At 61.3% G+C, this 26087-nt stretch carries 26 protein-coding genes, 1 tRNA gene and 1 riboswitch; of the genes, 16 read left to right on the top strand and 11 right to left on the bottom strand.

Annotated elements, in window-relative coordinates; genetic code table 11:
• The 4 genes from IB249_RS04795 to IB249_RS04810 form a co-directional block, all read right to left on the bottom strand.
• Positions 1–855, bottom strand: coding sequence for a hypothetical protein (locus IB249_RS04795; protein ID WP_192302346.1), 855 nt, complete (start codon positions 853–855; stop codon positions 1–3).
• Positions 856–890: 35 nt separating this feature from the next.
• The gene (locus IB249_RS04800) at positions 891–2099 is read right to left on the bottom strand and encodes a glycosyltransferase family 4 protein (RefSeq protein WP_192302347.1); all 1209 of its coding nucleotides are present in this window, start codon (positions 2097–2099) and stop codon (positions 891–893) included.
• Positions 2100–2349: 250 nt separating this feature from the next.
• Positions 2350–2805, bottom strand: a complete 456-nt coding sequence (locus IB249_RS04805) for a hypothetical protein (protein WP_192302348.1) — start codon at positions 2803–2805, stop codon at positions 2350–2352.
• Between the two features lie 167 nt (positions 2806–2972).
• Positions 2973–3215: a hypothetical protein gene (locus tag IB249_RS04810; protein ID WP_192302349.1), complete on the bottom strand. Its 243-nt coding sequence runs from the start codon at positions 3213–3215 to the stop codon at positions 2973–2975.
• A 281-nt stretch (positions 3216–3496) separates the two neighbouring features.
• A riboswitch (guanidine-I (ykkC/yxkD leader) is annotated at positions 3497–3597 on the top strand.
• Between the two features lie 61 nt (positions 3598–3658).
• Here IB249_RS04810 and IB249_RS04815 point away from each other — a divergent pair.
• The 14 genes from IB249_RS04815 to IB249_RS04880 all read left to right on the top strand — a co-directional run bounded on the left by IB249_RS04815 (position 3659) and on the right by IB249_RS04880 (position 18464).
• Positions 3659–4726 (top strand): putative urea ABC transporter substrate-binding protein, encoded by a 1068-nt coding sequence (locus IB249_RS04815; protein ID WP_192302350.1) that lies wholly within the window; start codon positions 3659–3661, stop codon positions 4724–4726.
• 15 nt (positions 4727–4741) lie between these two features.
• Complete coding sequence (locus IB249_RS04820; RefSeq protein ID WP_192302351.1) at positions 4742–5557, top strand: ABC transporter permease; 816 nt, start codon at positions 4742–4744, stop codon at positions 5555–5557.
• Complete coding sequence (locus IB249_RS04825; protein WP_192302352.1) at positions 5554–6342, top strand: ABC transporter ATP-binding protein; 789 nt, start codon at positions 5554–5556, stop codon at positions 6340–6342. Before IB249_RS04820 ends, IB249_RS04825 begins: the two co-directional genes overlap by 4 nt.
• 13 nt (positions 6343–6355) lie before the next feature.
• Complete coding sequence (locus IB249_RS04830; RefSeq protein WP_192302353.1) at positions 6356–7081, top strand: urea amidolyase associated protein UAAP1; 726 nt, start codon at positions 6356–6358, stop codon at positions 7079–7081.
• Between the two features lie 11 nt (positions 7082–7092).
• Complete coding sequence (locus IB249_RS04835; protein ID WP_192302354.1) at positions 7093–7734, top strand: urea amidolyase associated protein UAAP2; 642 nt, start codon at positions 7093–7095, stop codon at positions 7732–7734.
• 281 nt (positions 7735–8015) lie between these two features.
• Complete coding sequence (uca, locus tag IB249_RS04840; protein ID WP_192302355.1) at positions 8016–11651, top strand: urea carboxylase; 3636 nt, start codon at positions 8016–8018, stop codon at positions 11649–11651.
• Positions 11652–11675: 24 nt separating this feature from the next.
• Positions 11676–13442: an allophanate hydrolase gene (gene atzF / locus IB249_RS04845; protein WP_192302356.1), complete on the top strand. Its 1767-nt coding sequence runs from the start codon at positions 11676–11678 to the stop codon at positions 13440–13442.
• 204 nt (positions 13443–13646) lie between these two features.
• Positions 13647–15134 carry a sensor domain-containing diguanylate cyclase gene (locus IB249_RS04850; protein WP_192302357.1) on the top strand — a complete coding sequence of 496 codons (1488 nt, stop codon included), beginning with the start codon at positions 13647–13649 and terminating at the stop codon, positions 15132–15134.
• A gap of 6 nt (positions 15135–15140) precedes the next feature.
• Entirely contained in the window at positions 15141–15335 is a 195-nt protein-coding gene (locus tag IB249_RS04855) for a cysteine-rich CWC family protein (RefSeq protein ID WP_192302358.1), read from the top strand.
• Positions 15336–15391: 56 nt separating this feature from the next.
• A complete protein-coding gene (locus IB249_RS04860) occupies positions 15392–16084 on the top strand; it encodes a pseudouridine synthase (protein WP_192302359.1) in 693 nt (230 codons plus the stop codon).
• Between the two features lie 314 nt (positions 16085–16398).
• A complete protein-coding gene (locus IB249_RS04865; protein ID WP_192302360.1) occupies positions 16399–17283 on the top strand; it encodes an alpha/beta fold hydrolase in 885 nt (294 codons plus the stop codon).
• Positions 17284–17434: 151 nt separating this feature from the next.
• Positions 17435–17508 (top strand) — tRNA-Gly (locus IB249_RS04870).
• 336 nt (positions 17509–17844) lie between these two features.
• Positions 17845–18024, top strand: a complete 180-nt coding sequence (locus IB249_RS04875; protein WP_192302361.1) for a type II toxin-antitoxin system HicA family toxin — start codon at positions 17845–17847, stop codon at positions 18022–18024.
• 32 nt (positions 18025–18056) lie between these two features.
• Entirely contained in the window at positions 18057–18464 is a 408-nt protein-coding gene (locus IB249_RS04880) for a type II toxin-antitoxin system HicB family antitoxin (RefSeq protein ID WP_192302362.1), read from the top strand.
• Between the two features lie 306 nt (positions 18465–18770).
• On the opposite strand, the gene tam is transcribed toward IB249_RS04880, so the two are convergent.
• Positions 18771–19541: a trans-aconitate 2-methyltransferase gene (tam, locus tag IB249_RS04885; protein ID WP_192302363.1), complete on the bottom strand. Its 771-nt coding sequence runs from the start codon at positions 19539–19541 to the stop codon at positions 18771–18773.
• Between the two features lie 149 nt (positions 19542–19690).
• On the opposite strand from tam, the gene IB249_RS04890 reads away from it, so the two are divergent.
• Positions 19691–20101: a low affinity iron permease family protein gene (locus tag IB249_RS04890; RefSeq protein WP_192302364.1), complete on the top strand. Its 411-nt coding sequence runs from the start codon at positions 19691–19693 to the stop codon at positions 20099–20101.
• A 62-nt stretch (positions 20102–20163) separates the two neighbouring features.
• Here the strand turns inward: IB249_RS04890 and IB249_RS04895 are convergent, their stop codons facing one another.
• The 6 genes from IB249_RS04895 to yiaY all read right to left on the bottom strand — a co-directional run bounded on the left by IB249_RS04895 (position 20164) and on the right by yiaY (position 24884).
• Positions 20164–20667 carry a DUF4142 domain-containing protein gene (locus IB249_RS04895; RefSeq protein ID WP_192302365.1) on the bottom strand — a complete coding sequence of 168 codons (504 nt, stop codon included), beginning with the start codon at positions 20665–20667 and terminating at the stop codon, positions 20164–20166.
• A 74-nt stretch (positions 20668–20741) separates the two neighbouring features.
• Positions 20742–20900, bottom strand: coding sequence for a KGG domain-containing protein (locus tag IB249_RS04900; protein WP_157712152.1), 159 nt, complete (start codon positions 20898–20900; stop codon positions 20742–20744).
• Between the two features lie 117 nt (positions 20901–21017).
• On the bottom strand, positions 21018–22367 hold the full coding sequence (locus IB249_RS04905) for a diguanylate cyclase domain-containing protein (RefSeq protein ID WP_192302366.1): 1350 nt from the start codon (positions 22365–22367) through the stop codon (positions 21018–21020).
• Positions 22368–22370: 3 nt separating this feature from the next.
• Positions 22371–23009: a LysE family translocator gene (locus tag IB249_RS04910; protein WP_192302367.1), complete on the bottom strand. Its 639-nt coding sequence runs from the start codon at positions 23007–23009 to the stop codon at positions 22371–22373.
• A 66-nt stretch (positions 23010–23075) separates the two neighbouring features.
• Positions 23076–23492: a fosfomycin resistance glutathione transferase gene (gene fos, locus IB249_RS04915; protein WP_192302368.1), complete on the bottom strand. Its 417-nt coding sequence runs from the start codon at positions 23490–23492 to the stop codon at positions 23076–23078.
• A 243-nt stretch (positions 23493–23735) separates the two neighbouring features.
• Complete coding sequence (yiaY, locus tag IB249_RS04920) at positions 23736–24884, bottom strand: L-threonine dehydrogenase (protein WP_192302369.1); 1149 nt, start codon at positions 24882–24884, stop codon at positions 23736–23738.
• A gap of 156 nt (positions 24885–25040) precedes the next feature.
• Here yiaY and IB249_RS04925 point away from each other — a divergent pair, with 156 nt between their 5' ends.
• Complete coding sequence (locus IB249_RS04925) at positions 25041–26060, top strand: DUF4917 family protein (protein ID WP_192302370.1); 1020 nt, start codon at positions 25041–25043, stop codon at positions 26058–26060.
• The last annotated feature ends 27 nt before the right edge of the window (positions 26061–26087 follow it).

Raw genomic sequence — 26087 nt, forward strand, 5'->3', positions numbered from 1 at the left:
TTACTTCCCTGTAGTTATAGAACGAGAAAGGTGTTCGCTGATGGCCTTGAGCGCAACGGGTGCAACCCGAAGTGATCTCACCCAAAAATACACACGTGCGTCTCCTCCCGCGAAATCAAAATTATGGAATTCGATTGTGCAGTAAGCATGCGAATCACCAAAATCCAGATTTTCAAGCTGAGACTTATTCATAGTCAGCAGTATTTTCCCTCGCAGTTCTCCTATCGGTCTTTTAATAGATGGTGAACGCAACCCATCACAGTAGATGACTCGCGGCGTACCATCACGTCGACGCCATTGACTGAGGATGAAACTGGTGACAGCAAATTCATTCTCAGCGCTCGGCGGAATTTTATTCAGCCACATTTCCATGCCGGGGTAATTTATCAATTTGACAACAAGTTCTTCGGGCCAATCCACTGTTCGACGCCCTACTTCATATGGCTTGTTCGAAATGGTGGGTTTGTACAACCTCGCAATCACATTAAAATGCCGCCAGGCAGGCAAAGGCTCTTCCGTTATTTTTACATTCGCGGGGCGAAGTTCCGTGCCGGTCCACCAGAAATCGCCCTCCATATGTTGGGCCCTGCAACCTCCGTAGGGTGTTTTGCTTATAAAGAACCCAGGCACTTTGGTGATATCTATAAAACCGCCATCCAAAATAGGGATGTGAGTCTTTCCGGCTAACTGCTTTCTACACGCTTCATACTGTTTGCGCTCGACTTCCCTAAGTTCCGCCACGTATTTCATTTCGACATGACAACTCACCACCCAATAGCAACAAGCGCCAATCAAACCAAACTTTACAAGTTTCCCTGCCCACCAGCGAAAACCCTTATTGAACGCCCTGTACATTTCGAATTCCTTGTCAAAATAATCAAGCGTAAACTTCAACGGGTCAGCAAACGCTCAAAAATATCAAAATACGCTTTCACCCCCTCTCTAGCGTCAAATTTCTGCGCTGTAGACTTCGCCGACTTTGCCATCAAACCGAAGTCACCCAAGCGCGTTAGTACGCTACATACCTTACTGGCGATCGCCTCAGGGTCAAAAAAATCCACCAATAATCCATTCTCGCCATCTACAACTACTTCCTTAACCGGAGCGGTGTCGGAAGCGACAATTAGGCACCCACAAGCCATCGCTTCCAACAATGACCAAGAAAGAATGAACGGGTACGTCAGGTACACGTGAACCTTTGATAGCTGTAGTACGGCGTTGTAATCTTCATAGGGCAAGCGCCCTGTGAAGTGCACCTTCGAAGTATCGAAGCCAACCTCCGCTGTCAACTTGGCGCGCCAACTTTTTAAGCCAACTGGCGATTTCCCATAACTCACTCCATCGCCTCCCACGATGACGATTTCGGCAGACGGACAAATCGCCTGGATATAGGGAATGGACCGCATGAAGCTGTGAAAGCCACGATAGGGTTCAAGATTCCTGGCAACATAGGTCACAACAGGTTGACCAGCCGTCAGCCGATGCCCATTGGGCAACTGCACGTGCGTATCGGCTACAGCGCTCGTCTCCCGTAAACGAATGCCTTCATGAATAACTTTGATTTTTGAATGATAGGGGATTGGAAATAGGCTGCGCTGCCACTGTGTGGGTGCAATTCCTAGATCACATTGTTCCAAATTCGACAAATGCATGGAGTTCAGCACGCGAATCCTTGAAGAAGTCGCTGGAGCACTGGGGAACTCTGAATCAAATCCCACATCCGCACCTTGTGAATGGTAATAATATTCACAGAAATGGATCAGAGGAATATCAGGATAAACATCTTTAACGAAGAGAGTCTCACCCCATCCGGGATGAGCAAGTATAACATCCGGAAAATACCCGCCGCTTTTCAAAACTTTCAAAATCGCCAGCACCTGCTGACCATCAATTATCGCATCCTCAAAGTGACGCAAATACGGATGGGTAGAACCTGGCGCTCTCGCACCTGAAGGATATCTATGAATGTTTACCCCGGATAAGCCCGGTGCAGTATTTCTTCCCACGGCAGTAACCGAAACGTTCCCGCGCGCTAATGCCGCCACAGCTACATGGCGAAACTGACCAGGAAAGTTTTGATGAATGATGAGCAGTTTCATGCCTTGTCTCGCGTACGGTTCTCGCACCCTGGTTAACTGACGTGTTTCACATCAGTACGAATGCACAAACGCTAACAAAGACAGATGCTTAAAAATGTAGGAGGGTTCGGAGAACGACTGCGGAGACGGAGAAGGTGACGTGTTTTTCAGGAAATACGATGGTTGTGAACGTGTCCCAACCACCGGCCATGACCCAGGCGTAAAAAAGCGGCGCCATATGCGCCGCTTCATCAAAACGTTTGATAGAGAACTATCGATGCCCACTACGACCATCATGGCCGCCCCGTCCCCCCCGGCCATCGCGACCGCCATGGCCTCCCCGGTAATCGTTGTTCCAGCCGCCACGGTTGCGACCATCCCAGCCGCTGCGGCTGTGGTTGTCCCAGCCGCGATTCTGATGGGCCCGGTAATCGCCCCGTGGCGATGGCTGGTAATAGCGCGGTGCCGGTTGATAAACCCGCGGCTGGTAGTAGTAGCGCGGAGTGGGCTGGTAATACCGGGCCGGTGGCGAGTAGTAGCGGCGTTGCGAGCTGTAGTAGCCGCCGTTTGAATAGTAGGCCCCGCCACCGGAATAGTACGGCGCCGGGGATGAATAGACCTCGGAACTGTAATAGCTGCCCCCGTCGGCGTAGGGCACGCACGCACCGATGGTCAACCCCGAGACAGCGATCAGAAGAATTCGGCGTAGCTGCTTTAGACAGTGCATGGCGGCCTCCTGGACCGCGAGTGAGCCACACCAGCGACGCTGGCGAGCGACAGTCAATTATTAGGAGACTGTCGAAAGATCAGACATCGAATCCGAAATCTGGTGCGGTCCTGCAACAAGTTGAAACATCTCGCCGATGAAAGGTTTTTCATCCATTCATGCGCTGGTTAATGGTGCCCTCCCCGATATCCACCGCCGTAATAACGCGGCGCGTGCCCTCCCCAATAGTAGTAGCGATAACCACCGTAAAAACGCGGGCCGTAGTAATAGCGCGGGCCATAGTAGTAGGAATAAGGCGCGTAGCCCGGGGAGTAATAAGGCGAGGAATACACGTCGTACGAACCGGCGTAGTAGTAGCAGCCGGACAGCCCGACACCGAGCACGACACCCAGCAACAGTCGACGAAACATGGCGGCCTCCTGAAAGACCTGCAGCCGATACAGGAACAGCTGACACCTGTATTGACTGTTTTTTGATCAGCGAGTGCCGGGCCTGCGGCGACCTTCGGATCGGCGGCCGACGATGCTGCAAACCGGTGCGTTCGTGCACCATCACGACGCAACCAACGCCGACCTGCGGCCTGCCCTCGCACATCGATCCCCCAGCGCAGAGGGCCTGGAGCGACTTGGCACGTCTCTCGCTTTAACAACCTCGTGCAGGAGTCATCACAGGTTCGCGGCACCACAATTTGCAAATGGCTGACTAGGGTTCCGGCTCGCCAAGGCGAGTGGCTGGTCCGAGAGTTGGCGACCTCCAGTTGAGGTTACACGGCGGGACAAAAGCCCGGGAGACAAGCCACCGTCAACGGTGCCGCATTGCCTCCTGTCCGCCCTTGATCAACTGGAGAACCACCATGCCCCAGCTTCGTTTACCCGCCCTGCTTGCCGCTGCCTTCGCAGCCTTCGTGAGCGTTTCGACCCAAGCCGCACAAAAAGACCACTTCAGCGTGTGCTGGACCATCTACGCCGGCTGGATGCCCTGGGAGTACGCAGGCAGCCAGGGCATCGTCGACAAATGGGCAAAGAAGTACGGCATCAAGATCGATGTGGTGCAGCTCAACGATTACGTCGAATCCATCAACCAATACACCGCCGGCCAGTTCGATGGTTGCACCATGACCAACATGGACGCGCTGACCATCCCGGCCGCCGGTGGCGTCGACAGCACCGCGCTGATCGTCAGCGACTTCTCCAACGGCAACGACGGCGTCGTCCTCAAGGGCGAGGGCAAGACCGTCAACGACCTCAAGGGCATGGACGTCAACCTGGTGGAGCTGTCGGTGTCCCACTACTTGCTGGCCCGCGCGCTGGACTCGGTCGATCTCACCGAGAAAGACCTGAAAGTGGTCAACACCTCCGACGCCGACATCGCTGCCGCATTCAACACTGCACAGGTCAACGCCGTCACCACCTGGAACCCGATGCTCTCGGACATCAAGGCCAAACCCGGCGTGACCGAAGTGTTCAACTCCAGCCAGATCCCCGGCGAAATCATGGACATGATGGTGGTCAACAGCGCCACCCTCAAGGACAACCCGGCCCTGGGCAAGGCCCTGACCGGCGCCTGGTTCGAAGTGGTCGAGTTGATGAACGCGAAGAACGCCGCCGGCCAGGCCGCACTCGAGCATATGGCCAAGGCCTCCGGCACCGACCTCGCAGGTTTCCAGGCGCAACTGGACACCACCAAACTGTTCGCCACTCCACAGCAAGCCCTCGCCTTCGCCACCAGCAAGCAATTGCCGGAAACCATGCGCCGGGTCGCCGAGTTCTCTTTCCAGCACGGCTTGCTGGGTGAAGGGGCCAAGGACACCAGCGCGGTCGGCATGGCCTTCGCCAACGGCGTGACCAGTGGCGACAAGAGCAATCTCAAGCTGCGTTTCGACCCCAGCTACGTGCAAATGGCCGCCGAAGCCAAGCTGTAAGAAGAGGACCTGGCCATGCGCCTGATCAATCGTCACCCGGACCGCCCGAGTCGCCTGTTGCTGGTGATCCTGCCGTTCGCCCTGGTGCTGTTTGCCTACTTCATGGGCTCGGCCGAGCGGCTGACGGAAAACCCCAACGACAAGCTGCTGCCGAGCGCCGTGCAAATGGCCGACGCGGTCAAGCGCCTGGCCTTCGTGGCGGACACGCGCACCGGTGAATACCTGCTGTGGCAGGACACCGCGTCGAGCCTGCAACGGTTGGCCATCGGCCTGGGTATCAGTGCGTTGGCCGGGCTGTGCCTGGGCATTGCCGCCGGCACCCTGCCGCTGTTTGGCGCACCGTTGTCACCGCTGCTGACAGTGCTGTCGATGGTGCCACCGCTGGCGATCCTGCCGATTCTGTTCATCGTGTTCGGGCTGGGGGAATTGTCGAAGGTGATGCTGATCGTGATCGGCATCACCCCGTGCCTGGCGCGGGATCTGGAACAACGGGCACGGGAAATTCCCGTCGAACTGCTGATCAAGGCCCAGACGCTCGGCGCCTCGACCTGGACCCTGATGCTGCGCGTGGTCCTGCCTCAATTGCTGCCGCGCCTGCTGATCTCGCTGCGGCTGATGCTCGGCTCGGCGTGGTTGTTCCTGATTGCGGCCGAAGCCATCGCCTCCACCGACGGTCTCGGCTACCGGATTTTCCTGGTGCGTCGTTACCTGGCCATGGACGTGATCCTGCCCTACGTGGTGTGGATCACCCTGCTTGCCTGGCTGATGGACTGGGGCCTCAAGCGCCTGACCCAACGCGCCTTCCCCTGGTATGAAGGAGCGCGCGCATGAGCTTCATCACCGTCAAGAACGTCTGGCAGCAATACGCCGATCAGGTGGTGCTCGAAGGCTTGAACCTGAACGTCAATGAAGGGGAGTTCTGCACCCTGGTCGGCGCCTCGGGTTGCGGCAAATCGACATTCCTGCGCCTGTTGCTCGGCCAGGAGCGCGCCAGTCGCGGCGAGATCCTGCTCGATGGCCAGGCCCTGGCCAGTGAACCGGATGCGAGTCGTGGCGTGGTGTTCCAGCGCTACTCGGTGTTCCCTCACCTGACGGTGCTCGACAACGTCGCCCTCGGCCTCGAACTGCCGCGCTCGCCGTTGCTCGGACGGCTGTTCGGCAGCGCGAAAAAACACGCCCGGGAGCAGGCTTCGGTGTTGCTGCACAAAGTCGGCCTCGGCCACGCGCTGGAAAAATACCCGGCGCAGCTCTCCGGCGGCATGCAACAACGGCTGGCCATCGCCCAGGCACTGATCATGAAACCCCGCGTGCTGCTGCTCGACGAACCCTTCGGCGCGCTCGACCCGGGCATCCGCAAGGACATGCACGCTTTGCTCCTGGAGCTGTGGCGCGAGACGCAACTGACGGTGTTCATGGTCACCCATGACCTGTCCGAAGGCTTCAGCCTCGGCACGCGCCTGCTGGTGTTCGACAAGGTTCGACTCGACCCGCACGCCCCCGGCGCCTATGGCGCACGCATCACTTACGACATCCCTTTGAACAGCGACCGCCGCGCCCAACGCGCCGCCGTCGACGCCTTGCCGCCCACACTGGCAGGCGTGCTTCGCACCGCTTGAGAGGAGTTTTCCCATGACCGATTCGACCCAACTGTTCCCGCCCTTCGCCGAAGAAACCCTGCCCGGTGGCGGCCATCGCTCCTTCGTCCTGAAGCGCGGCCAACTGCTGCGCCTGACCGACCTGCGCGGCGGCGCCAACGTCAGCCTGACGCTGCTCAACGCCAACGAAAAAACCGAACGCCTGAACCTGCCCGACAGCCTCAAATGCCAACACACCGCCAAGCTCACCCGCGGCCACTGCCTGTATTCGGACATGGGTCGAGTGCTGGCGGCGATCACCGCCGACACCTGCGGCTGGAGCGACAGCCTCGGCGGTGTGCTGTGCGCTGAGGAAGTCGCAGAAAAATACGGTGCCGGGCGCTACCAGGAGCTGCGCAACGGCTTCTTCCGCAACGGCACCGACAACCTGCTGGTGGAGCTGGGCAAGTGGGGCCTGGGCCTGTCGGACCTGCTGATGACCCTCAACCTGTTCAGCCGGGTGAATGTCGATGAGGCCGGGCGTTTCCACTTCGTCGAAGGCCATTCCAGGGCCGGCGACTATATCGAGTTGTATGCGCCCATGGACACCCTGGTGGTGCTGACCGCGCTGCAACACCCGATGGACCCGTCGCCGGACTACGCCCCCAAACCGCTGAAGCTGAGCTGGATGAACGCCGACGCCAGCGTCGCCGAACACTGCCGTACCTCGCGCCCGGAAAACGAGCGCGGCTTCATCAACACCGACCGCCTGTTCGCCTGAGGATCGCTGCCATGTCACTTGCAATCGCCACCGCTCAAAAGCTCCCGGAAACAGCGGTCTACCGCGCCACCATCCCGGCCGGCGAACCCTGGCTGATGGAGGTCAAGGCCGGCCAGACCCTGCGCATCCTCGACCTGGAAGGCAACCAGGCGGTCGACACCCTGTTCTACAGCGTCGCCAACCCCAAGGAGCGCTACGACGTGCAGCGCACCCTGCGCCGGCAGAACAGCGTCTACCTGAGCACCGGCAGCGTGCTGTATTCCAACCTCGGCAAACCGATGCTGACCATCGTCGCCGACACCTGCGGACGTCACGACACCCTCGGCGGTGCCTGCGCACAAGAGAGCAACACCGTGCGCTACGCCCTGGAAAAACGCTACATGCACAGCTGCCGCGACAACTACCTGCGCGCCTGCGTCCACGACGGTCGCCTGGGCAAGGGCGACATCGGGCCGAACATCAATTTCTTCATGAACGTGCCGGTCACCGCCGACGGCGGCCTGACCTTCGAAGACGGCATTTCGGCGCCGGGCAAGTACGTCGACCTGCGGGCGGAGATGGACGTGATCGTGCTGATCTCCAACTGCCCGCAATTGAACAACCCCTGCAACGCCTACAACCCGACGCCTGCGGAGCTGCTGGTATGGAACTGAAAATGGTGCGCTTGCGTCGCTGGTTGTTCGTCCTGTGCCAGGCGCGTTCGGGGCAGTGCCTGAAAAAATAAGACCCCTACGGTTTTTCCCCTGTGGGAGCGAGCCTGGTCGCGATAGCGGTGTATCAGGCGACCTCACGGAGGAATGTGCCGACGCCATCGCGTGCGGGCTCGCTTCCCCAAGGAGCCAACGATGGTTTGAAGAGCGTTTCCCGCCAGGGACGACCCCGGCGCTGATCGAAAAACTGCGGGACGGCCCGCATCCCCTCCAGGGGTTATGCCATGTTCGAAAAAGTCCTGATTGCCAACCGTGGCGCCATTGCCTGCCGCATCCTGCGCACCCTGCGCGACCTGCACGTCAACGGCGTGGCGGTGTACTCCGAAGCCGACGCCGCCAGCCTGCACATCCTGCAAGCGGATGAAGCCCACAGCCTCGGTGAAGGCGCGGCGGCCGGCACGTATCTCGCGGTCGAGAAAATCCTCGCAATTGCCAAAACCACTGGCGCCACGGCGATCCATCCCGGCTACGGCTTCCTTTCGGAAAACGCCGCGTTCGCCGAAGCCTGCGAAGCCGCCGACATCGCGTTCATCGGCCCGACGCCGGAGCAACTGCGCGTGTTTGGCCTCAAGCACACCGCTCGCGCCCTGGCCAGACAACACGGCGTGCCGATGCTCGAAGGCACCGAACTGCTCGACAGCCTCGACGCCGCGCTGAAGGCCGCTGAACAGATCGGTTACCCGGTGATGCTCAAGAGCACCGCCGGCGGTGGTGGCATCGGCATGCGGGTGTGCCGCGACGCGGCGCAGCTGGGCGAGTCCTTCGACGCCGTGAAACGCCTCGGCCAGAACAATTTCAGCGACGCCGGGGTGTTCATCGAGAAATACATCCAGCGTGCCCGTCACCTCGAAGTGCAGGTGTTCGGCGACGGTCGCGGCGAGGTGATTGCCCTCGGCGTGCGCGATTGCTCGGTGCAGCGCCGCAACCAGAAAGTCCTCGAGGAAACCCCGGCCCCCAACCTGCCCGACGGCATGGCCGAAGCCCTGTGCGCGGCGGCGATCAAACTGGCGAAAGCGGTGAACTACCGCAGCGCCGGCACCGTGGAATTCGTCTTCGACAGCGAAGACCAGCGCTTCTACTTCCTGGAAGTGAACACCCGCCTGCAGGTCGAACACGGAGTCACCGAACAGGTGTGGGGCGTCGACCTGGTGCGCTGGATGATCGAACTGGCGGCCGGTGACCTGCCGCCCCTGAGCGTCCTGGGCCAGGGTTTGAACGCCAACGGCCATGCGATTCAGGCGCGCCTGTACGCCGAAGACCCGGGCCGTGACTTCCAGCCGAGTCCGGGCCTGCTCACGGCCGTCGATTTCCCTGTCGCCGACGGCAAGCGACTGCGCATCGACACCTGGGTCGAGGCCGGCTGCGAGATTCCACCCTACTTCGACCCGATGATCGCCAAGGTCATCTGCTGGGCACCGACTCGCGAGCAAGCCCGTGCCGACCTGCATCAGGCTCTGGGCGCCAGCGTGCTCTACGGCGTGGAAACCAACCGCGACTACCTGCGCCAGATTGTCCTCGATACGCCGTTCGCCAGCGGCCAGCCATGGACCCGCTGCCTGGAAGACCTGGTCTATCGTGCCAACACCTTTGAAGTGCTTGGCGCCGGCACCCAGACCAGCGTTCAGGACTATCCCGGCCGCCTCGGCTATTGGGCCGTCGGCGTGCCGCCGTCGGGGCCGATGGACAGCCGCGCATTGCGCCTGGGCAATCTGTTGCTGGGCAATGAGGAAGGCGCCGCCGCGCTGGAAATCACCATGAGCGGGCCGTTGCTGCGTTTCAATTGCGAAGCGGTGGTGGCAGTGACCGGCGCCGCAATCCCGTTGACGCTGAATGGCCAAGCGGTCGCGATGAACACCGCGCTGCTGATTCCCGCCGGGGCCACCTTGAGCCTGGGCACCCTCGCCGGTGCGGGTGCACGCAGCTACCTGTGCCTGCGTGGTGGCCTGCAGGTGCCGGATTACCTGGGCAGCAAAAGCACGTTCACCCTCGGCCAGTTTGGCGGCCACGGCGGTCGTGCCCTGCGCGCCGGGGACATCTTGCATCTGCCGGCCCTGGCCGACCGCAGCGCCGGCCGACAACTGTCCGACGAACAGGTCACCGTGTTACCGGCCGTTCGGCAGATCCGGGTGATCTATGGCCCTCACGGCGCGCCGGAATACTTTACCGAAGACTACATCGGCACCTTCTTCGACACCCGCTGGGAAGTGCATTTCAACTCCAGTCGCACCGGCGTTCGCCTGATCGGACCAAAGCCACAATGGGTGCGCGCCGACGGCGGCGAAGCCGGCCTGCATCCGTCGAACATCCATGACAACCCGTACGCCATTGGCGCGGTGGACTTCACCGGCGACATGCCGGTGATCCTCGGGCCGGACGGACCGAGCCTGGGCGGGTTCGTCTGTCCGGTGACGGTGATCGAGGCGGATCTGTGGCAACTTGGCCAACTGAAGGCTGGGGACAAGGTGCAGTTTGTCCCCGTCGATCTCGCAACCGCCCGCAGCCTCGCCTTGAACTGGAACGCCCCTTGTGGGAGCGAGCCTGCTCGCGATGGGGCCAGCCCTGACACCGCGTCCACTTCATCGCGAGCAGGCTCGCTCCCACAGGGGCTTATGTTGCCGGTGGTGCTGGAGTTGGGTCAGGGAGACACACGTTTGGTCGCAAGGCTGTCGGGTGACACGCACCTGCTGCTGGAAATCGGCGATCCCGAACTGGACCTCGTCCTGCGCTTTCGCGCCCATGCCCTGATGCAGGCGCTGCAAGGCAAACAGCTGCACGGCGTGATCGACCTGACGCCGGGCATTCGTTCGCTGCAAGTGCACTACCAGCCCGAACAACTGCCGCTCGCCGACCTGCTCGGCATCGTCGCCGGCGAATGGGACGCGGTGTGCGCCGCCCGGGACCTGCAAGTGCCGTCGCGCATCGTCCATCTGCCGCTGTCCTGGGACGACCCGGCCTGCCAGCTGGCCATCGAAAAATACATGACCACCGTGCGCAAGGACGCGCCCTGGTGCCCGAGCAACCTGGAGTTCATCCGCCGCATCAACGATTTGCCGAACCTCGATGAAGTGCAGCGCACGGTGTTCGACGCCAGCTACCTGGTGATGGGGCTGGGCGACGTGTACCTCGGTGCGCCGGTGGCCACCCCGCTCGACCCACGGCACCGCCTGGTGACCACCAAGTACAACCCGGCCCGCACCTGGACCGCCGAAAACTCGGTGGGCATCGGCGGCGCCTACATGTGCGTGTACGGCATGGAAGGCCCCGGCGGTTACCAGTTCGTCGGTCGGACTTTGCAAATGTGGAACCGCTACCGCGAAGTCGCCGCGTTCGATGGCAAGCCGTGGCTGCTGCGCTTCTTCGACCAGATCCGTTTCTACCCGGTGAGTGCCGATGAATTGCTGCGCATTCGTCGCGATTTCCCGCTCGAGCGCTTCGACCTGAACATCGAGCACAGTCAGCTGAACCTCGCCGACTACCAGGCCTTCCTCGCCCGGGAGGCCGAGACCATTGCCGCCTTTCGCACCCGCCAACAAGGCGCGTTCAACGCCGAGCGCGAGCGCTGGATCGCCAGCGGCCAGGCGCATTTCGACAGCGAGGAAGCGGCGCCGCCCACCACCGAGGACGCCCCCCTGGCCAGCGGTGAAATGAGCGTCGACAGCCACATTGCCGGCAACCTCTGGCAAGTCCAGGTGCAGGTCGGCAGCCGCGTGGCCGCCGGTGATGTGCTGGTGATCCTGGAGTCGATGAAGATGGAAATTCCACTGCTGGCGCCGATGGCCGGCGTGGTGCGCGAGATCCGCGTGCAACCGGGTTCGGCGGTACGCGCCGGACAGCGCGTCGTGGTGCTGGCACTCGACTGAACCCCTTTGAACAGGACTGACCCCATGAACTTCAATTTGCAACTCGACGCCCTGCGCAGCGCCTACCGCGACGGCAGCACCACGCCCCGAAAACTGCTGCTGGCCCTGCGCGAAAAAGCCGCAGCGCTGAACCCCGACTATCACCTGTTCATTCACCTGCTCAGTGTCGAGGAACTGGAACCGTACCTCGCCGCACTCGACGACCGTGACCTCGACAGCCTGCCGTTGTACGGTGTGCCGTTCGCGATCAAGGACAACATCGATCTGGCGGGCATCCCCACCACGGCGGCGTGCCCGGCGTTTGCCTATGTGCCGCAGGCGTCGGCGACCATCGTCGAGCAACTGCTGGCACTGGGCGCGATTCCGCTGGGCAAGACCAACCTCGACCAGTTCGCCACCGGCCTCAACGGCAGTCGCTCGCCCTATGGCGCCTGCCCCAACAGCGTGTTGGCGGAGTATCCCTCGGGCGGCTCGAGTGCCGGCTCGTCGCTGGCCGTGGCGCTGGGGGTCGCGAGCTTTTCCCTGGGCACCGACACCGCAGGCTCCGGGCGCGTGCCCGCCGCGCTGAACAATCTGGTGGGGATGAAGGCCAGCAAGGGCCTGATCTCCACCGCCGGCGTGCTGCCGGCGTGCCGCACGCTGGATTGCGTCACGACCTTTACCGCCACCGCCCGGGAGGCCAGCCAGTTGTTGGCGCTCACCGCCCACTTCGACCCGAAGGACGCATACAGTCGCCGCAACCCGCTGTGGAATGACGGCTCGGCGTTCGGTACGCCGCGCCCTTTCCGCTTCGGCGTGCCGCGTGCCCAGGACCTGGAGTTCTTCGGTTGCACCGAAGGGCCACGGTTGTTTGCTCAAGCCGTCGATCAGCTCGAATCCCTGGGGGGCGAAGCGATCGAGTTGGACATGACGCCGTTCTTCGAAGCGGCACGCTTGCTCTATGAAGGCCCATGGGTGGCTGAGCGCTACAGCGTTGCGGGCGAGTTGATGGAACAGAATCCGCAAGCGGTGCTGCCGGTGATCCAGGCCGTGCTGGCCAAGGCACCCGCCGTGAGCGGTGTGCAGACATTCCGAGCGCAGTATCGACTGCAAGCGTTGGAAGCCCAGTGCGACCAGGCCCTGGAAGGTCTGGATTGCGTCGTCACGCCCACCATCGGTCGGCCCGTCACGCTGGCCGAGCTGGAAGCCGAGCCGGTGCTGCGCAACTCGGAACTGGGTTACTACACCAACTTCATGAACCTGCTCGACTACGCCGCCGTCGCAGTGCCGAGCGGTTTCATGGGCAATGGCCTGCCCTGGGGCGTGACGTTGTTTGGCCGGGCCTTTACCGATCAGTACCTGTTGAGCGTGGCGGAGGCGTTCCAATGTGGCTCATCGGCGCCGGCTTCCAGCGCCGTCGCCCGCCACGACCGCGCGCGTCTGGTGGTGTGCGGCGCGCACCTGGACGGGCTGGCGCTGAACTGGCAACTCAAGCGGCGTGGCGCGACGCTGGTCGAGACCACCTTCAGCTCGCCGGACTATCAACTCCATGCCCTGGCCGGCGGCCCACCGTTTCGCCCGGGCATGGTGCGGGTCAGGGAAGGTGGCGTGGCGATTGCGGTGGAGGTCTGGGAGTTGCCGAGCAGCGAACTGGGTTCGTTCCTGACCGGCATTCCGGCGCCGCTCGGCCTGGGCAAGGTGCAACTGGCCGATGGCCGTTGGGAAAGCGGCTTCATCTGTGAGCAGTATGGACTGGAGGGCGCGGTGAACATCAGTCATCTGGGCGGATGGCGCGCCTACCTGGCCCAGTGATCCGTGCTGTGGGAGCGGGCTTGCTGGCGAAGGCGGTCTGACATTCGGCAGGCTGTCGCCTGCCAGGCCCATTCGCGAGCAAGCCCGCGCCCACAAGGATCCGGTAAGACCCGATCCGTGCCGATTCACCCTGCAAATCCCGCAGTTTTTTCCGCGCAGTGCCACTAGAATGCTGATCACGGAGTCATTGCCAACGGATTCGCCATGCCGCTTCACTCGCCGCTGTATACGCAACGTTCGCTGGTGCTCACGCTGATCGCGCTGCTGGGCGCCGGCTTTCTCGCCACGTCCCTGCTCAGCTACTACGCCTCGCGCGCCTCGATCCGCGACAACATCGTCAACACCGAACTGCCGTTGACGTCGGACACGGTGTACTCCGAAATCCAGAAAGACCTCGTCAGGCCGATCCTGATTTCCTCGATGATGGCCCGTGACACCTTCATGCGCGACTGGGTGGTCGGGGGCGAACAAAACCCCGAACAAATGACCCGCTACCTCAACGAGGTCATGACCCACTACGGCGCCTACACCGCGTTCTTCGTCTCCAATTCCACGCTGACCTACTACCACGCCAAAGGCGTGCTCAAGCAGGTCCGAGTCGATGAACCGCGCGATGCCTGGTACTTCCGCGTGCGTGACATGGCCGATCCCTACGAGATCAACGTCGACCCGGACCTGGCCAACCGCGACAACCTGACCTTCTTCATCAACTACAAGGTCTTCGACTACGACAACCGTTTCATTGGCGCGGCGGGCGTCGGCCTGACCGTCGATGCGGTGATCAAGCTGATCGACAAATACCAGCAGCGTTATCAGCGCAGCGTGTTTTTCGTCGACAACTTCGGCCGCCTGGTGCTGACCGGCGCCGATGGCGGCCCGCAAGGTGCGCACATCGGCCAGACCCTGGGCGAAATCGAGAGCATGAAGAACCTCGTCAGCCAGCTGCCCAACCCTCACAGCGGCAGCTATGAATACTCCGGCCAGGGCCACGGACATTTCCTCAACGTGCGGTTCATCCCGGAGCTGAACTGGTACCTGTTCGTCGACAAGCGCGAAGATGGCGCCTTGAGTGAAATCCGCCAGTCGCTGTACCTCAACCTGCTGATCTGCCTGGTCGTCACCCTGATCGTCCTGGTCCTGCTCAACCGGGTGATCGGGCGCTATCAGGGCAAGATCCAGACGCAGGCGACGCTGGACAGCCTGACCGAGCTGCCCAATCGTCGCGGCTTCGACCTGCTGGCGGCGCAGGCGCTGCAAGAGGCGCACCGGGAGCCACAGCCGCTGACAGCGATGCTGCTGGACCTGGATCACTTCAAGGTGCTGAACGACACCTACGGTCACCTGGCCGGCGACCAGGTGCTGGTCGGTTTTGCCCGCGACCTGGAAAGTTGCCTGCGCCACGCCGACATCGTCTGCCGCTGGGGTGGCGAAGAATTCATCGTGCTACTCAAGGACACCGACGGTGAGACCGGCCTGAAGATCGCCGAGAAAATCCGCCACCATGTCGAACAGCAGCGTTACAGCTACAACGGGCAGGCCTTGCAGTTGACGGTCAGCATCGGCCTCAGCACGTTGCAACCGAATGAGACCTTGCACACCCTCATCTCCCGGGCCGATCATGCGATGTACCGGGCCAAGCAATCCGGCCGGAACCGCACCTGCGCGGAAATGCCCCAGACCAGTTATGCCTGAACCGACATGAACAAACCCGAATTCTGCCCGGCCTGCGGCGCCGCCAACGACTGCACCCTGGCCGACCCGCGCACCGCCGACCGGCCCTGCTGGTGCTACGGCGTCAGCATCGACCCGGCAGTCCTCGAAGCGCTGCCGGCCGAACTGCGCGACGTCGCCTGCCTGTGCCCGCGTTGCGCGCAGGTCGAAGCGCAGCTGTAAGCAAGCGCCCGGCCGATCGCGTAAGATGCGCGGCCCTTTCCTGTCGATTTCCCTTCATGCGCGTTGACCGTTTCCTCAGCAACCTGCCGCGCTTCAACCGCAAGCAGGTTCGCCTGTTGCTGGTGGAAAAGCGCGTGCGCGTCGACGGGAAAATCGTCAGCGATCCGCACGCCGAGGTACTGGAATTCAGCCGTGTCGAGGTCGACCAAGAGCTGCTGCAGGCCGGCAAGCCTGCGCGCTATTTCATGCTGCACAAACCACCCGGCTGCGTGAGCGCCACCCGCGATCCGCAGCATCCGACCGTGCTCGACCTGATCGACGAGCCGGACAAGCACGACCTGCACATCGCCGGGCGCCTGGACTTCAACACCACCGGCCTGATGCTGATCACCAATGACGGCAGCTGGTCACGACGCCTGACCCAGCCGCAGACCAAACTGCCCAAGGTCTATTACGTCGAGACCGAGCAGGTGATCGGTCCGGACTATGCGCTGAAGTTCACCGAGGGCCTGTATTTCGCTTTCGAAGACCTCACCACGCAGCCGGCGCAATTGCAGCTGCTGGGGCCGAAGTCGGCGCGCCTGAGCATCGTCGAAGGCCGTTACCACCAGGTGAAGCGCATGTTCGGCCACTTCGATAACAAAGTGCTGCGCCTGCACCGCGAATCCATGGGCCCGCTGGTGCTCGACAGCGCACTAAAACCGGGCGAGTACCGTCCCCTGCGCACCGATGAGATCCAATTGATCTAAGCAGACGACCGCTCAGCAGATGTTGTCGAACAATTTACCAACGGCACTTGCGCGATCACGGCCCCCCTGCTTGAATCAGGACGTCGGCCAAAATGTGACCGATGAGTCACCCCATACCTCTAAGAAACTTTTTGTCGGTTAGAGAGCCATCAGGCTCCGCCTCAGGCCGACAGACTGCCCGCCAATAACAACACCCGTCGACCGGACTGCAATGGATCGACATGGGCCCGCAACATTCCAGGCATATGCCTACCTGTCACAAAGCTCGTGCAATCTCATTTGCGCGCATACCCGCTTGCCAGGAGTCTTATGACATGAGGCCAGAAATCGCTGTGCTGGATATACAGGGTCAGTATCGGGTTTACACGGAGTTCTATCGCGCAGACGCCGCAGAAAAGACCATTATTCTGGTCAACGGCTCGATGGCCACGACTGCGTCGTTTGCACAAACCGTGAAAAACCTCCATCCGCAGTTCAACGTGGTGTGCTACGACCAGCCCTACGCGGGCAAGTCCAAGCCCCACAACCTGCATGAGAAAATGCTCACCAAGGAAATCGAAGGGCAGATCCTCCTGGAGCTGATCGACCACTTCGCCGCCGAACACGTGCTGTCGTTTTCCTGGGGGGGCGCCGCGACCCTGACCGCCTTGTCACAGCGGCCACGGCGCATCGAAAAAGCCGTGATCAGCTCGTTTTCCCCGGTGATCAACGCGCACATGCTCGACTACCTCGAGCGCGGCGTCGACTACCTGGGCAGCCGCGACGGCGACCGGGTCGGGCAGCTGGTGAACGACACCATCGGCAAGCACCTGCCATCGTTGTTCAAGCGCTTCAACTACCGCCACGTCAGCTCTCTGGCCGAGCACGAATACGGGCAGATGCACTTCCACATCAACGACGTGTTGCACAGCGATCGCCAGTGCTATTTGAACGCGGCGAAGAAAGTCAACGTGCCAGTGCTGTTCATGAACGGCGAATGGGACGAATACACCGCCGCCAGCGACGCCCGGTTATTCGCCAACCATGTGCAACACGCCACGTTCACCACTGTGGAAGCGACCGGCCACTTTCTCGACATGGAACACAAAGCCGCTTGCCGGGACAGCCGCAACGCACTGCTCGACTTCCTGAAGCCTGAGCCGCAAGCCAGCCGAACGCGTTACCACTTCGTCCAGGACCACCATGCATTGGCCATCTGAAACAGCGTCATCGCGAGCAGCCTTTGCCCTACAGCGTTAACGGAATCGCTGTAGGAGCGAGCTTGCTCGCGAATGACCGTCAGTTGAGGGAAATACAAAGAAAAAAACTTCAATTCCGGGCGCGCATCTGGTACAAAGTCACCCGCTCTGAGCGGGTATAGTTTAGTGGCAAAACGAAAGCTTCCCAAGCTTTAGTTGAGGGTTCGATTCCCTCTACCCGCTCCACAAAATTTTGCTCCCACGTCACTTTCGACGGGGGATGCAGGTAAGAAAAAACCGGCCTTGATGGCCGGTTTTTTTATGTCCGGGATTTGCCTGAACACCTCTGGCCGCCAAACGCGTTGCTTTGGGCTCAAATCAATCGCGGGCTTGCCTCCAGTGCTTACCTGGCAAAACCCTGCAATACAGAACACGGCTGACAAGGCCCTGCGCCCCCCACCCCCTCCTAAACTCCATCACTACCACCGTACCTTCTCGCATTGAACCGTTCGGTGGTTATAGTGTTGACCATAGGAAATGAGTAGGTATAGTAACCACCGAATCACACCACACGGAGGTGATGTGAATAGCCGTTTTTTGATAAGCCAAATCGTTGCGGATGGCTGGTATCTGGTTCGAATCAGAGGCAGTCATCATCATTTCAAGCATCCGAGCAAGCCTGGGTTGGTGACAGTTCCCCATCCGAAAAAGGACCTGCTTAAAAAAACGGCCGTGAGTATTTTGCAACAGGCGCTGCTCTGACACATGCGTGGCGTCTCTGGAGGACGATCAACATGCTTTACCCGATTGCGATTTCGATGGGCGATGAAGAACACGCCTGGGGCGTTGAAGTGCCGGATATCCCGGGGTGCTTCTCTGCAGGTGACGACCTGGATGATGCAATGACCATGGCGCGCGAAGCCATTGAAGGGCATTTCGAGATTCTGGCCGAAGACGGTCTACCGATCCCGCCCGCGAACAAGGTTACGCTGCATGCTGCCAACCCGCAGTACGCTGGATGCACGTGGGCAGTGGTGGACATCGATGTCACCAGGTATCTGGGCAAAGCCCAGAAACTGAACATTACGCTACCGGGCTACTTGCTCAACCGCATCGACGAATACGTCTTGAATCATCCCGAGGAGAAAAGCCGTTCAGGCTTTCTGGCTTCGGCGGCCCTCAAGGTGCTGCAACAGCGCTGATGTGCCGGGTTCAACCCTGCTCGAACCGGCTCCCTGCAGCCGGTTTTCATGAGCAGGATCCGGCCTGCCGTATAGACCTCGTAAACTTCCTCGCAAGCGCATAAACACGGCGTATCTCGGCGCCCCTTCCGCCGGCGGATCCCCTACTCTCCCCGCTCACCTTCCACACGGAGATCAGCATGGAAAACTCGGAGTTGGGGCTCATGATCGTTTCAATGATTGGGTTGTTCGGCTTTGCGTCGTTTCTTTTCGAGTACCTGAGCAGCAACAGAAAGGACCGATGATGTGATCGGTCCGTTTCTGGCATCAGCGCGTCGCAACAATGAACAACCGTGGAAACGGCAGCAGCACCGAGCCATCCGGTAACACCGGATACGCCTGCTCGACGGCGGCAAGGTATTGCTTGAGGAACTGTGTTTTTTCCGTGTCATCGAGCGGCTGCAGAAACGGCCGCAAACCGCTGCCCTTGAACCACTCGACCACGCCTGAAGCGCCTTGTGCCAGCGGGTGGTGGTAAGTGGTCAGCCATACATCGACCCTCGAACAGTGCGGTTTGAGCATCGAGTAATAATCGCTGGCACTGGCGATGTCCGTGCGTTGTCCGGCGGCATCGGCCAACTTGCCGGCCCATGGGCCATCGGCCGCTACTTCGCGCATCAGGCGATGGGACGGTTGGTCTAGGGTGTCGGGCATCTGGATCGCCAGGCTGCCGCCTTCGGTCAGGCGCGCGACCAGCGAGGGCAACAATGTGTCGTGATCGGGCAGCCATTGCAGCACCGCGTTGGCGAAAATCACGTCGAACGGGCCGCTGTCGTTCCAACTGCCGATATCGACGGTGTCGAACTGCACCTGCGGCAGGCGCTGGCGGGCCGCCTCGATCATGTCGGCAGAACTGTCGACGCCACGCACCGCGGCGCCGCTGAAGCGCTCGACCAGCAACTGGGTCGAATTGCCGGGGCCGCACCCGATGTCGATGGCCGAACGCACGTCCCCCGGCGGCAGGGCCGCCAGCAGGTCACGCGCCGGGCGTGTGCGTTCATCTTCAAAGGCAACGTATTGTTTGGCAGACCAGGTCATCGGGTTCTCCTGTCGGTGCGAAATACCGGTTCGCTACCATACCTGTTCAAGCGCGCCTTGCCCGCTCCTCAAGGCTGCAAATGTAAGCAGAATTTTCATCCCGCCCGCGCTGTCTCACCTTCAAGCGCATCCCTATAAGGAACACGGCAATGAAATTCGCAAAGATCTCGCAGAAGCTCGCCCTGTGGGCCGGTAGCCCCAAGACCTTCATGGGGGCGTTGATTCTCATTGGGTTGTGGGGGTTGAGCGGGCCGATTTTTGATTACAACGACACGTGGCAGCTGATCATCAATACCTCCACCACGATCATCACCTTTCTGATGGTGTTCCTGATCCAGAATACGCAGAACCGCGACACTGACATCCTGCACCTGAAAATCGACGAGTTGCTGCGGGTGAACAAGGAAGCGCAGAACGCCATGCTGGGACTGGAACTGCTCGATCTCAAGCAACTGGAGGCGCTGCGCAGACACTACCGCAGCATGGGCGAAAACGAGGTGCACGCGCTGGCGGGCCTGGCGACCAGTAGCAAGAAAAAAATCGACATGAACGATTGCTGAGCACAAAAAACGGCGCCTGATGTCAGTCAGGCGCCGTGGGTGTCTCAGGCTATCGAGTGGGATTACCGAGTGGCTTGCAACGCCTTGGCCATCTGCAGGTGGTTTTGCAGCTTGGGCAGGGTTTCTTCGGCGAAGGCCTTGATTTCCGGGATGTCGGTGGTCTGCGCCTGCTGTTGCAGTTGCTCGATGGCTTCCTGGGTGGTCTTGACCTGACTGGCGGCGTAGGCCTTGTCGAATGTCGCGCCTTCCTTCACTTCAGGCATCAGGGCTTTGGCCTTGTCGACCACTTCTTCCCGTGGGGCCACGGGCAGATCCAGTTGCTTGGCGATCTTGGCCAGGTGCTGGTTGGCGGTGGTGCGGTCGTTGATCACCACGATGGTGTAATCCTTGACCTCCCGGGATTCGGATTTCTGGTGCGCCAGGCGACTGGCTTCGATGTCCGCCATGCCTTTGGCCGAGGCATCGTTGATGAATTCGGCAGGGGACTGGGCAAAGGCATTGCAGGCAAACAGGCCCAGTAACGTGGCAAAACCGGCGTTGCGTAATGGGGTGGCCATCCAGCTCATGGTCGCGCCCTCCTTCAGTGAACATTCAAACGGGAGCTTTCGCTCCCGCCTCTCAATCAAAACTACTGTCACCACTACTTGGATTTCTGACCACCTTTGCGGCCCATGTCGGGTTTCGAAGGCTCTTTATCGACGGTCGTGGTGGTAGTTTTCCCACCTTTGCGACCCGCTTCAGACGCCTTGGTTCGATCGTTGGCGAAATTGCCCGAGTTCGAGTTTCTTGAGTTAGGCATGATTCTCTACCTCTTGGTGATGATCGCGGCGAGCAGGAGCCCGCCTTAGTTGAGAATTTTCATCACGGCAAAGGTTTAGAAAAATCACGGCATGAAGCGACGAACGGCGCGGCGCGCTCAGATCTTGTCACCGAGATGCTGCTGCCGCTTGGCGCAGTACATGGCCTCGTCGGCATGACGGAACAACTGCTGTTCCTCGGTGCCGTGTTCGGGGAAATGAGCCACGCCAATGCTCGGCTGGATGTGCAGACTGTGGCCCTCCAGCCGCAAGGGTTGTGCAAGGACCACACGGATCTTGGCGGCGACACTGTCGGCGTCTTCTGCCGCCCGGATGCTGTGCAGCAGCACCACGAATTCATCATCGCCGATGCGCGCCACGGTGTCGGTTTCGCGCACGCAGCCCTTGAGCCGATTGGCCACCGCTTGCAACAGCATGTCGCCGACCGCATGACCGTGGGTGTCGTTGACCTCCTTGAAGCGGTCCAGGTCGACGTACAGCAGCGCCATGCGCCCGCCGTCCAGTCTGGCCAGGGTCAGCGAGGCCTTGAGCCGATCACGCAGCAGCTCGCGGTTCGGCAGCTGGGTCAGTTGATCATATTGAGCCATGTGCTGCAGCCGTGCGTGCAATTGCTTGCGCTCGATCGCGGTCGCGACCTGGGCACAGACGAATTGCAGCATTTCCTTGTCCTGCTCGGTATAGCGCTGGCCGCCGGCCACGCTTTTAACGATCAACGCGCCGATGGTGCCTTTCTGCGAGTTCAAGGGCACGCCCAGCCAGCACGGCGCCTGCTGGCCTGCGACCAGTTGCTCGAACCCCGGCGGTGCACCCTCCTGACCCGGCGTCAGCAGGATTGGCTGGCCACTGCGGATCACTTCGGCGCACAGCCGCCCGGTGGCCGTTCCGGGCTGTTCGGGTTGTTGTTCGTGGTCGTCGACGTGATAAGGGAAGTTGATCCGGGCGCCGTGTTCGTCATACAGCGCGACGGAGAAATTCAGTGCCGGCAGCCATTCGCCAATGATCAGGTGGATGCGCCTGAACAACGCCAACAGGTCTTCCGCTGCGTGGGCCGCTTCGGAAATCGCATACAACGCCGCCTGGCGGGACTCGGCCTGCTTGCGGTCGGTGATGTCGCGAGCCACGGCGATGCGCAACTGATCGACTTCCGACCAGCGCGCCGACCACAGGATGTGCACCACCCGGCCATCCTTGCGCAGGTAGCGGTTCTCGAAATTGAGCTTGGGCTCGCCGCCCATGATCTCCCGCGCGGCGTCGAGCGTGCGCTGCCGATCGGCGGGATGCACCATTTCGATCATCGGCTGACCGATGAGCTCGTCCGGCGCATAACCGAAAATACGCTCGCAGGCCGCGCTGACAAACACAAAGCGGCCCTGCTTATCCACCGCACAAACGGCGTCCAGCAGCAGATCGATATAACTCGCCAGCGGCGCGGAGTTCCTGGTGGTCATGCCTCAAGCCTTGTTCGGCATCAGCCCCGGCAGGGCATGCACCAGGGCGTTGATGGCGAAGCCGATGAACATCACCCCGCACAACCGGGTGATCAGTAGCTCATGCCGTTGATAAAGGCTGCGGACCTGCCGCGCACCGACAATGCCAACAAGGATCGCGTAGGCCGCCAGGCCACCGACGAAGCTCAGGACGATCAGCCACGGCAGCATCGCCCAGTGCAGCAGTTCTGCCCGGCTGGACAGCAGCGCGGTGAAGGTCGCCACCGCCACCGGATACGCCTTGGGGTTGGTCAGGCCGAACAGCACGCCATGCCAGAACGGTTGCCGTGCCGGGCCCTGGGGTTGCTCGGCGCTGCTGCGTCTGGCCCGCACGGCGCGCAGCCCGAGCCAGAACAGGTACAAGCCGCTGAGCACGCCCAGCACGTCAAACGCGGTACTGCCGATTTCCCGTGCACCGACAATCGCGATCAGCGCCGTGCTGCACCAGACCACGTCGCCAAGCAAATGCCCGCACAAAAAGCCGGCCCCGGCCCGTCGCCCGCGCGCCGCGCCAATGCCGAACACCGCCAGCACACCCGGCCCAGGCGTGATGCCATAGATGAAACCCGAGGCGAGAACGGCCATCAACAGCGAGGGGGTCATCGGGAAAATCCTTTCGAACGGACGGGTGAGTGGGCGCAAGTCTATATCAGCTCTCGGGAAATCGACTCACTGCTCGTCGAAGAACTTCATTCCCGCATACGGCTGCTGCCGGCAGGCCACCAGGCGCGACGCCAGATCCCCGACATGCACTTCGAGCTTGTGGCCATCCGGGTCGAGGAAATAGAACGAGTCGCCTTCGCTGCGGTTGTCGCGCCACGCCGGGACATTGGCGGCACGAAGGCCGGCGACGAGCGACGGGAAGTCCGTGGCGTCGCAGGTAAAGGCGTAATGGGTGTAATCGGCGGCGGGCGCGGCGTTGCGCAGCGGATCCCGGGAAAGACACAGCCACAGGCCGGGCAGCGATAAATAGGCGCCGTCGTCCCACGTGGCGTGGAGCCGGAGTTGCAGCAGATCGCAGTAGAACGCCACGCTGCGAGCCAGGTCGGTGACTGCGAGGGTCAGGTGATTGAGGCCGGAGAGCAAGCTGGGGCACCTCGGGTTTTGGGCGATATCGGCGGCTCGATCCTAATGGGGTTGGATCAATCGCGCGAGTGCTGTTCCCGAATCCCCGTGTGGGAGCGGGCTTGCTCGCGAAGGCGCCGTGTCAGTCGGTGCACATTTGCCTGCCCCACCGTCTTCGCGAGCAAGCCCGCTCCCACAGGGTGCCCTTTCACCCAAAACGCTGCCGCCCCCGATCCATCCATGGGTGTTCGGGGCTGGCTCGGGTCAGAACGCGCTGAGGAAAATCTCCTCGATCTGGCGTTGATCCGCCGCACGCGGGTTGGTCAGGCCACAGGCGTCTTTCAAGGCGTTGCTGGCCAGGGTCGGGATGTCATTGAGGCGAGCGCCGAGTGCCCGCAGGCCGGCAGGAATCTCGACGTCCCTGGCCAGGCTGCGGATCGCCGACAGGGCGGCCTGGGCCCCTTCTTCCGGGCTGAAGCCGCGGATGTCGGCGCTCATGGCATGGGCGACATCGGTCAGACGATCGGCGCAGACCATCGCGTTGAAGCTTTGCACATGGGGCAGCAGCACGGCGTTGCACACGCCATGGGGCAGGTCGTAGAAACCGCCCAATTGGTGAGCCATGGCGTGCACGTAACCCAACGACGCGTTGTTGAACGCCATGCCGGCCAGAAATTGCGCGTACGCCATGTTCTCCCGGGCTTCAATATCGCTGCCGTCACGCACCGCCAGGCGCAGGTTGTTGCTGATCAGGGTGATCGCTTTCAACGCGCAGGCGTCGGTGATCGGGTTGGCTGCGGTGGACACATAGGCTTCGATGGCATGGGTCAGCGCGTCCATGCCGGTGGCGGCGGTCAGGCTCCTGGGCATGGCCACCATCAGCGCCGGGTCGTTGACCGACAGCAGCGGCGTGACGTTGCGGTCGACGATGGCCATTTTCACGTGGCGCGTTTCGTCGGTGATGATGCAGAAACGGGTCATCTCGCTGGCGGTACCGGCGGTGGTGTTGATGGCGATCAGCGGCAGTTGTGGCTTGCTCGACTGATCGACGCCTTCGTAATCGCGGATCTGCCCGCCGTTGGTCGCGCACAAGGCAATGCCTTTGGCGCAGTCATGGGGCGAACCGCCGCCCAACGACACCACGAAATCACAGTGGCTTTCCTTGAGCAGGCCCAGGCCGCTCTCGACGTTGGCAATGCTGGGGTTGGGCTTGGCGCCGTCGAAAATCACCGAGTCGATGTCGCGCATCCGCAGTTTTTCGGCAATCATCGCCGCCACCCCGGCCTTGGCCAGCCCCACGTCGGTGACGATCAGCGCCTTGCGAAAGCCGTAGTTGCGGATAGCGTCCATTGCTTCGTCAAGGCAACCGTTGCCCATGATATTCACGGCGGGGATGAAAAAGGTGCTGCTCATGCGCGAGTCTCCAGGTCTGGGCCGTATCGCCTGTTCGATCCGGCGGCCACCGACAGCATCGACCCATCGGCCAATGATTGACTTGATCTGGCTCAAGGACGGGTCGTGATAAAGTCGCCACCCATCTGACCTTTGGCTTTTTGAGACGACCACGCAATGACCGATTTCCAGGATGTCGATGCCCAGCTTGAAGACTGGAACGCACTGCGCGCCAGCGCCTCGTTCAGCGGCTTGCTGCTGGGCAACGGCGCCAGTCGCGCGGTGTGGGACGACTTCGGCTATGACTCGCTGTTCGAAAACGCCCGCACCGTCGAAGAAAAGCCGCTGAGCCCCTCCGAACTGAGTGTGTTCGATGCCTTGCAGACTCGCAGTTTCGAGCAGGTGCTGGGCGCGCTGAAAACCACCAGCCGGGTGAACAAGGCCCTGGCCGTCAGTTCCGCCGCACCGCGCAATCGCTACTACGCGATCAAGGAAGCACTGATCAACAGTGTGCACGCCGTGCACATTCCCTGGCGACTGGTGCAGCCCGCAACACTGGCGACCATCAATCAGGAGCTGGGACGCTACCGGACGGTGTTCAGCAGCAACTACGATCTGCTCACCCATTGGGCGCTCCAGCATCAGCCCGGCACCCTCGACGATCTGTTCCAGGGCGCCGAGCCGGGCTTTGACCTGAGCGCCACGGCTACCGATAAAACCCGCGTGCTGTACCTGCACGGCGGCCTGCACCTGGTGCGCAACCAGGACGGCACGGCGCGCAAACTGACCTCCACCGAGGCGACGTTGCTCGGCAGCTTTGCGATCAACAACACGATCAAGACGCTGGACGATGTGCCGCTGTTCATCAACGAAGGGGCGAGCGCCGACAAGCTCAAGACCATTCGCAGTTCGGATTACCTGTCGTTCTGCTATGAGCAGTTACTGGCGCATGGCGAAGGGTTGTGCCTCTTCGGGCATGCGCTGGGGGAGCAGGACAGCCACCTTATTCACGCGTTGCGCCAGGCAAAACCGGCACGGGTGGCGATCTCGATCTACCCGCGCAGCAAGGCGTTTATCCAGCACCAGAAGCGGCACTATACGAAGGTGTTCGAGGGGACCGGATCAGAACTGCGCTTCTTCGATTCAAAGACCCATGCGCTGGGCGATCCGAAGCTGGCGGTTCCTGTCGAGGTTTAAGTCGACGGATGGGAGCGAGCAGGCTCG

This window comes from Pseudomonas sp. PDM04 (genome assembly GCF_014851765.1).
Lineage (GTDB): Bacteria > Pseudomonadota > Gammaproteobacteria > Pseudomonadales > Pseudomonadaceae > Aquipseudomonas.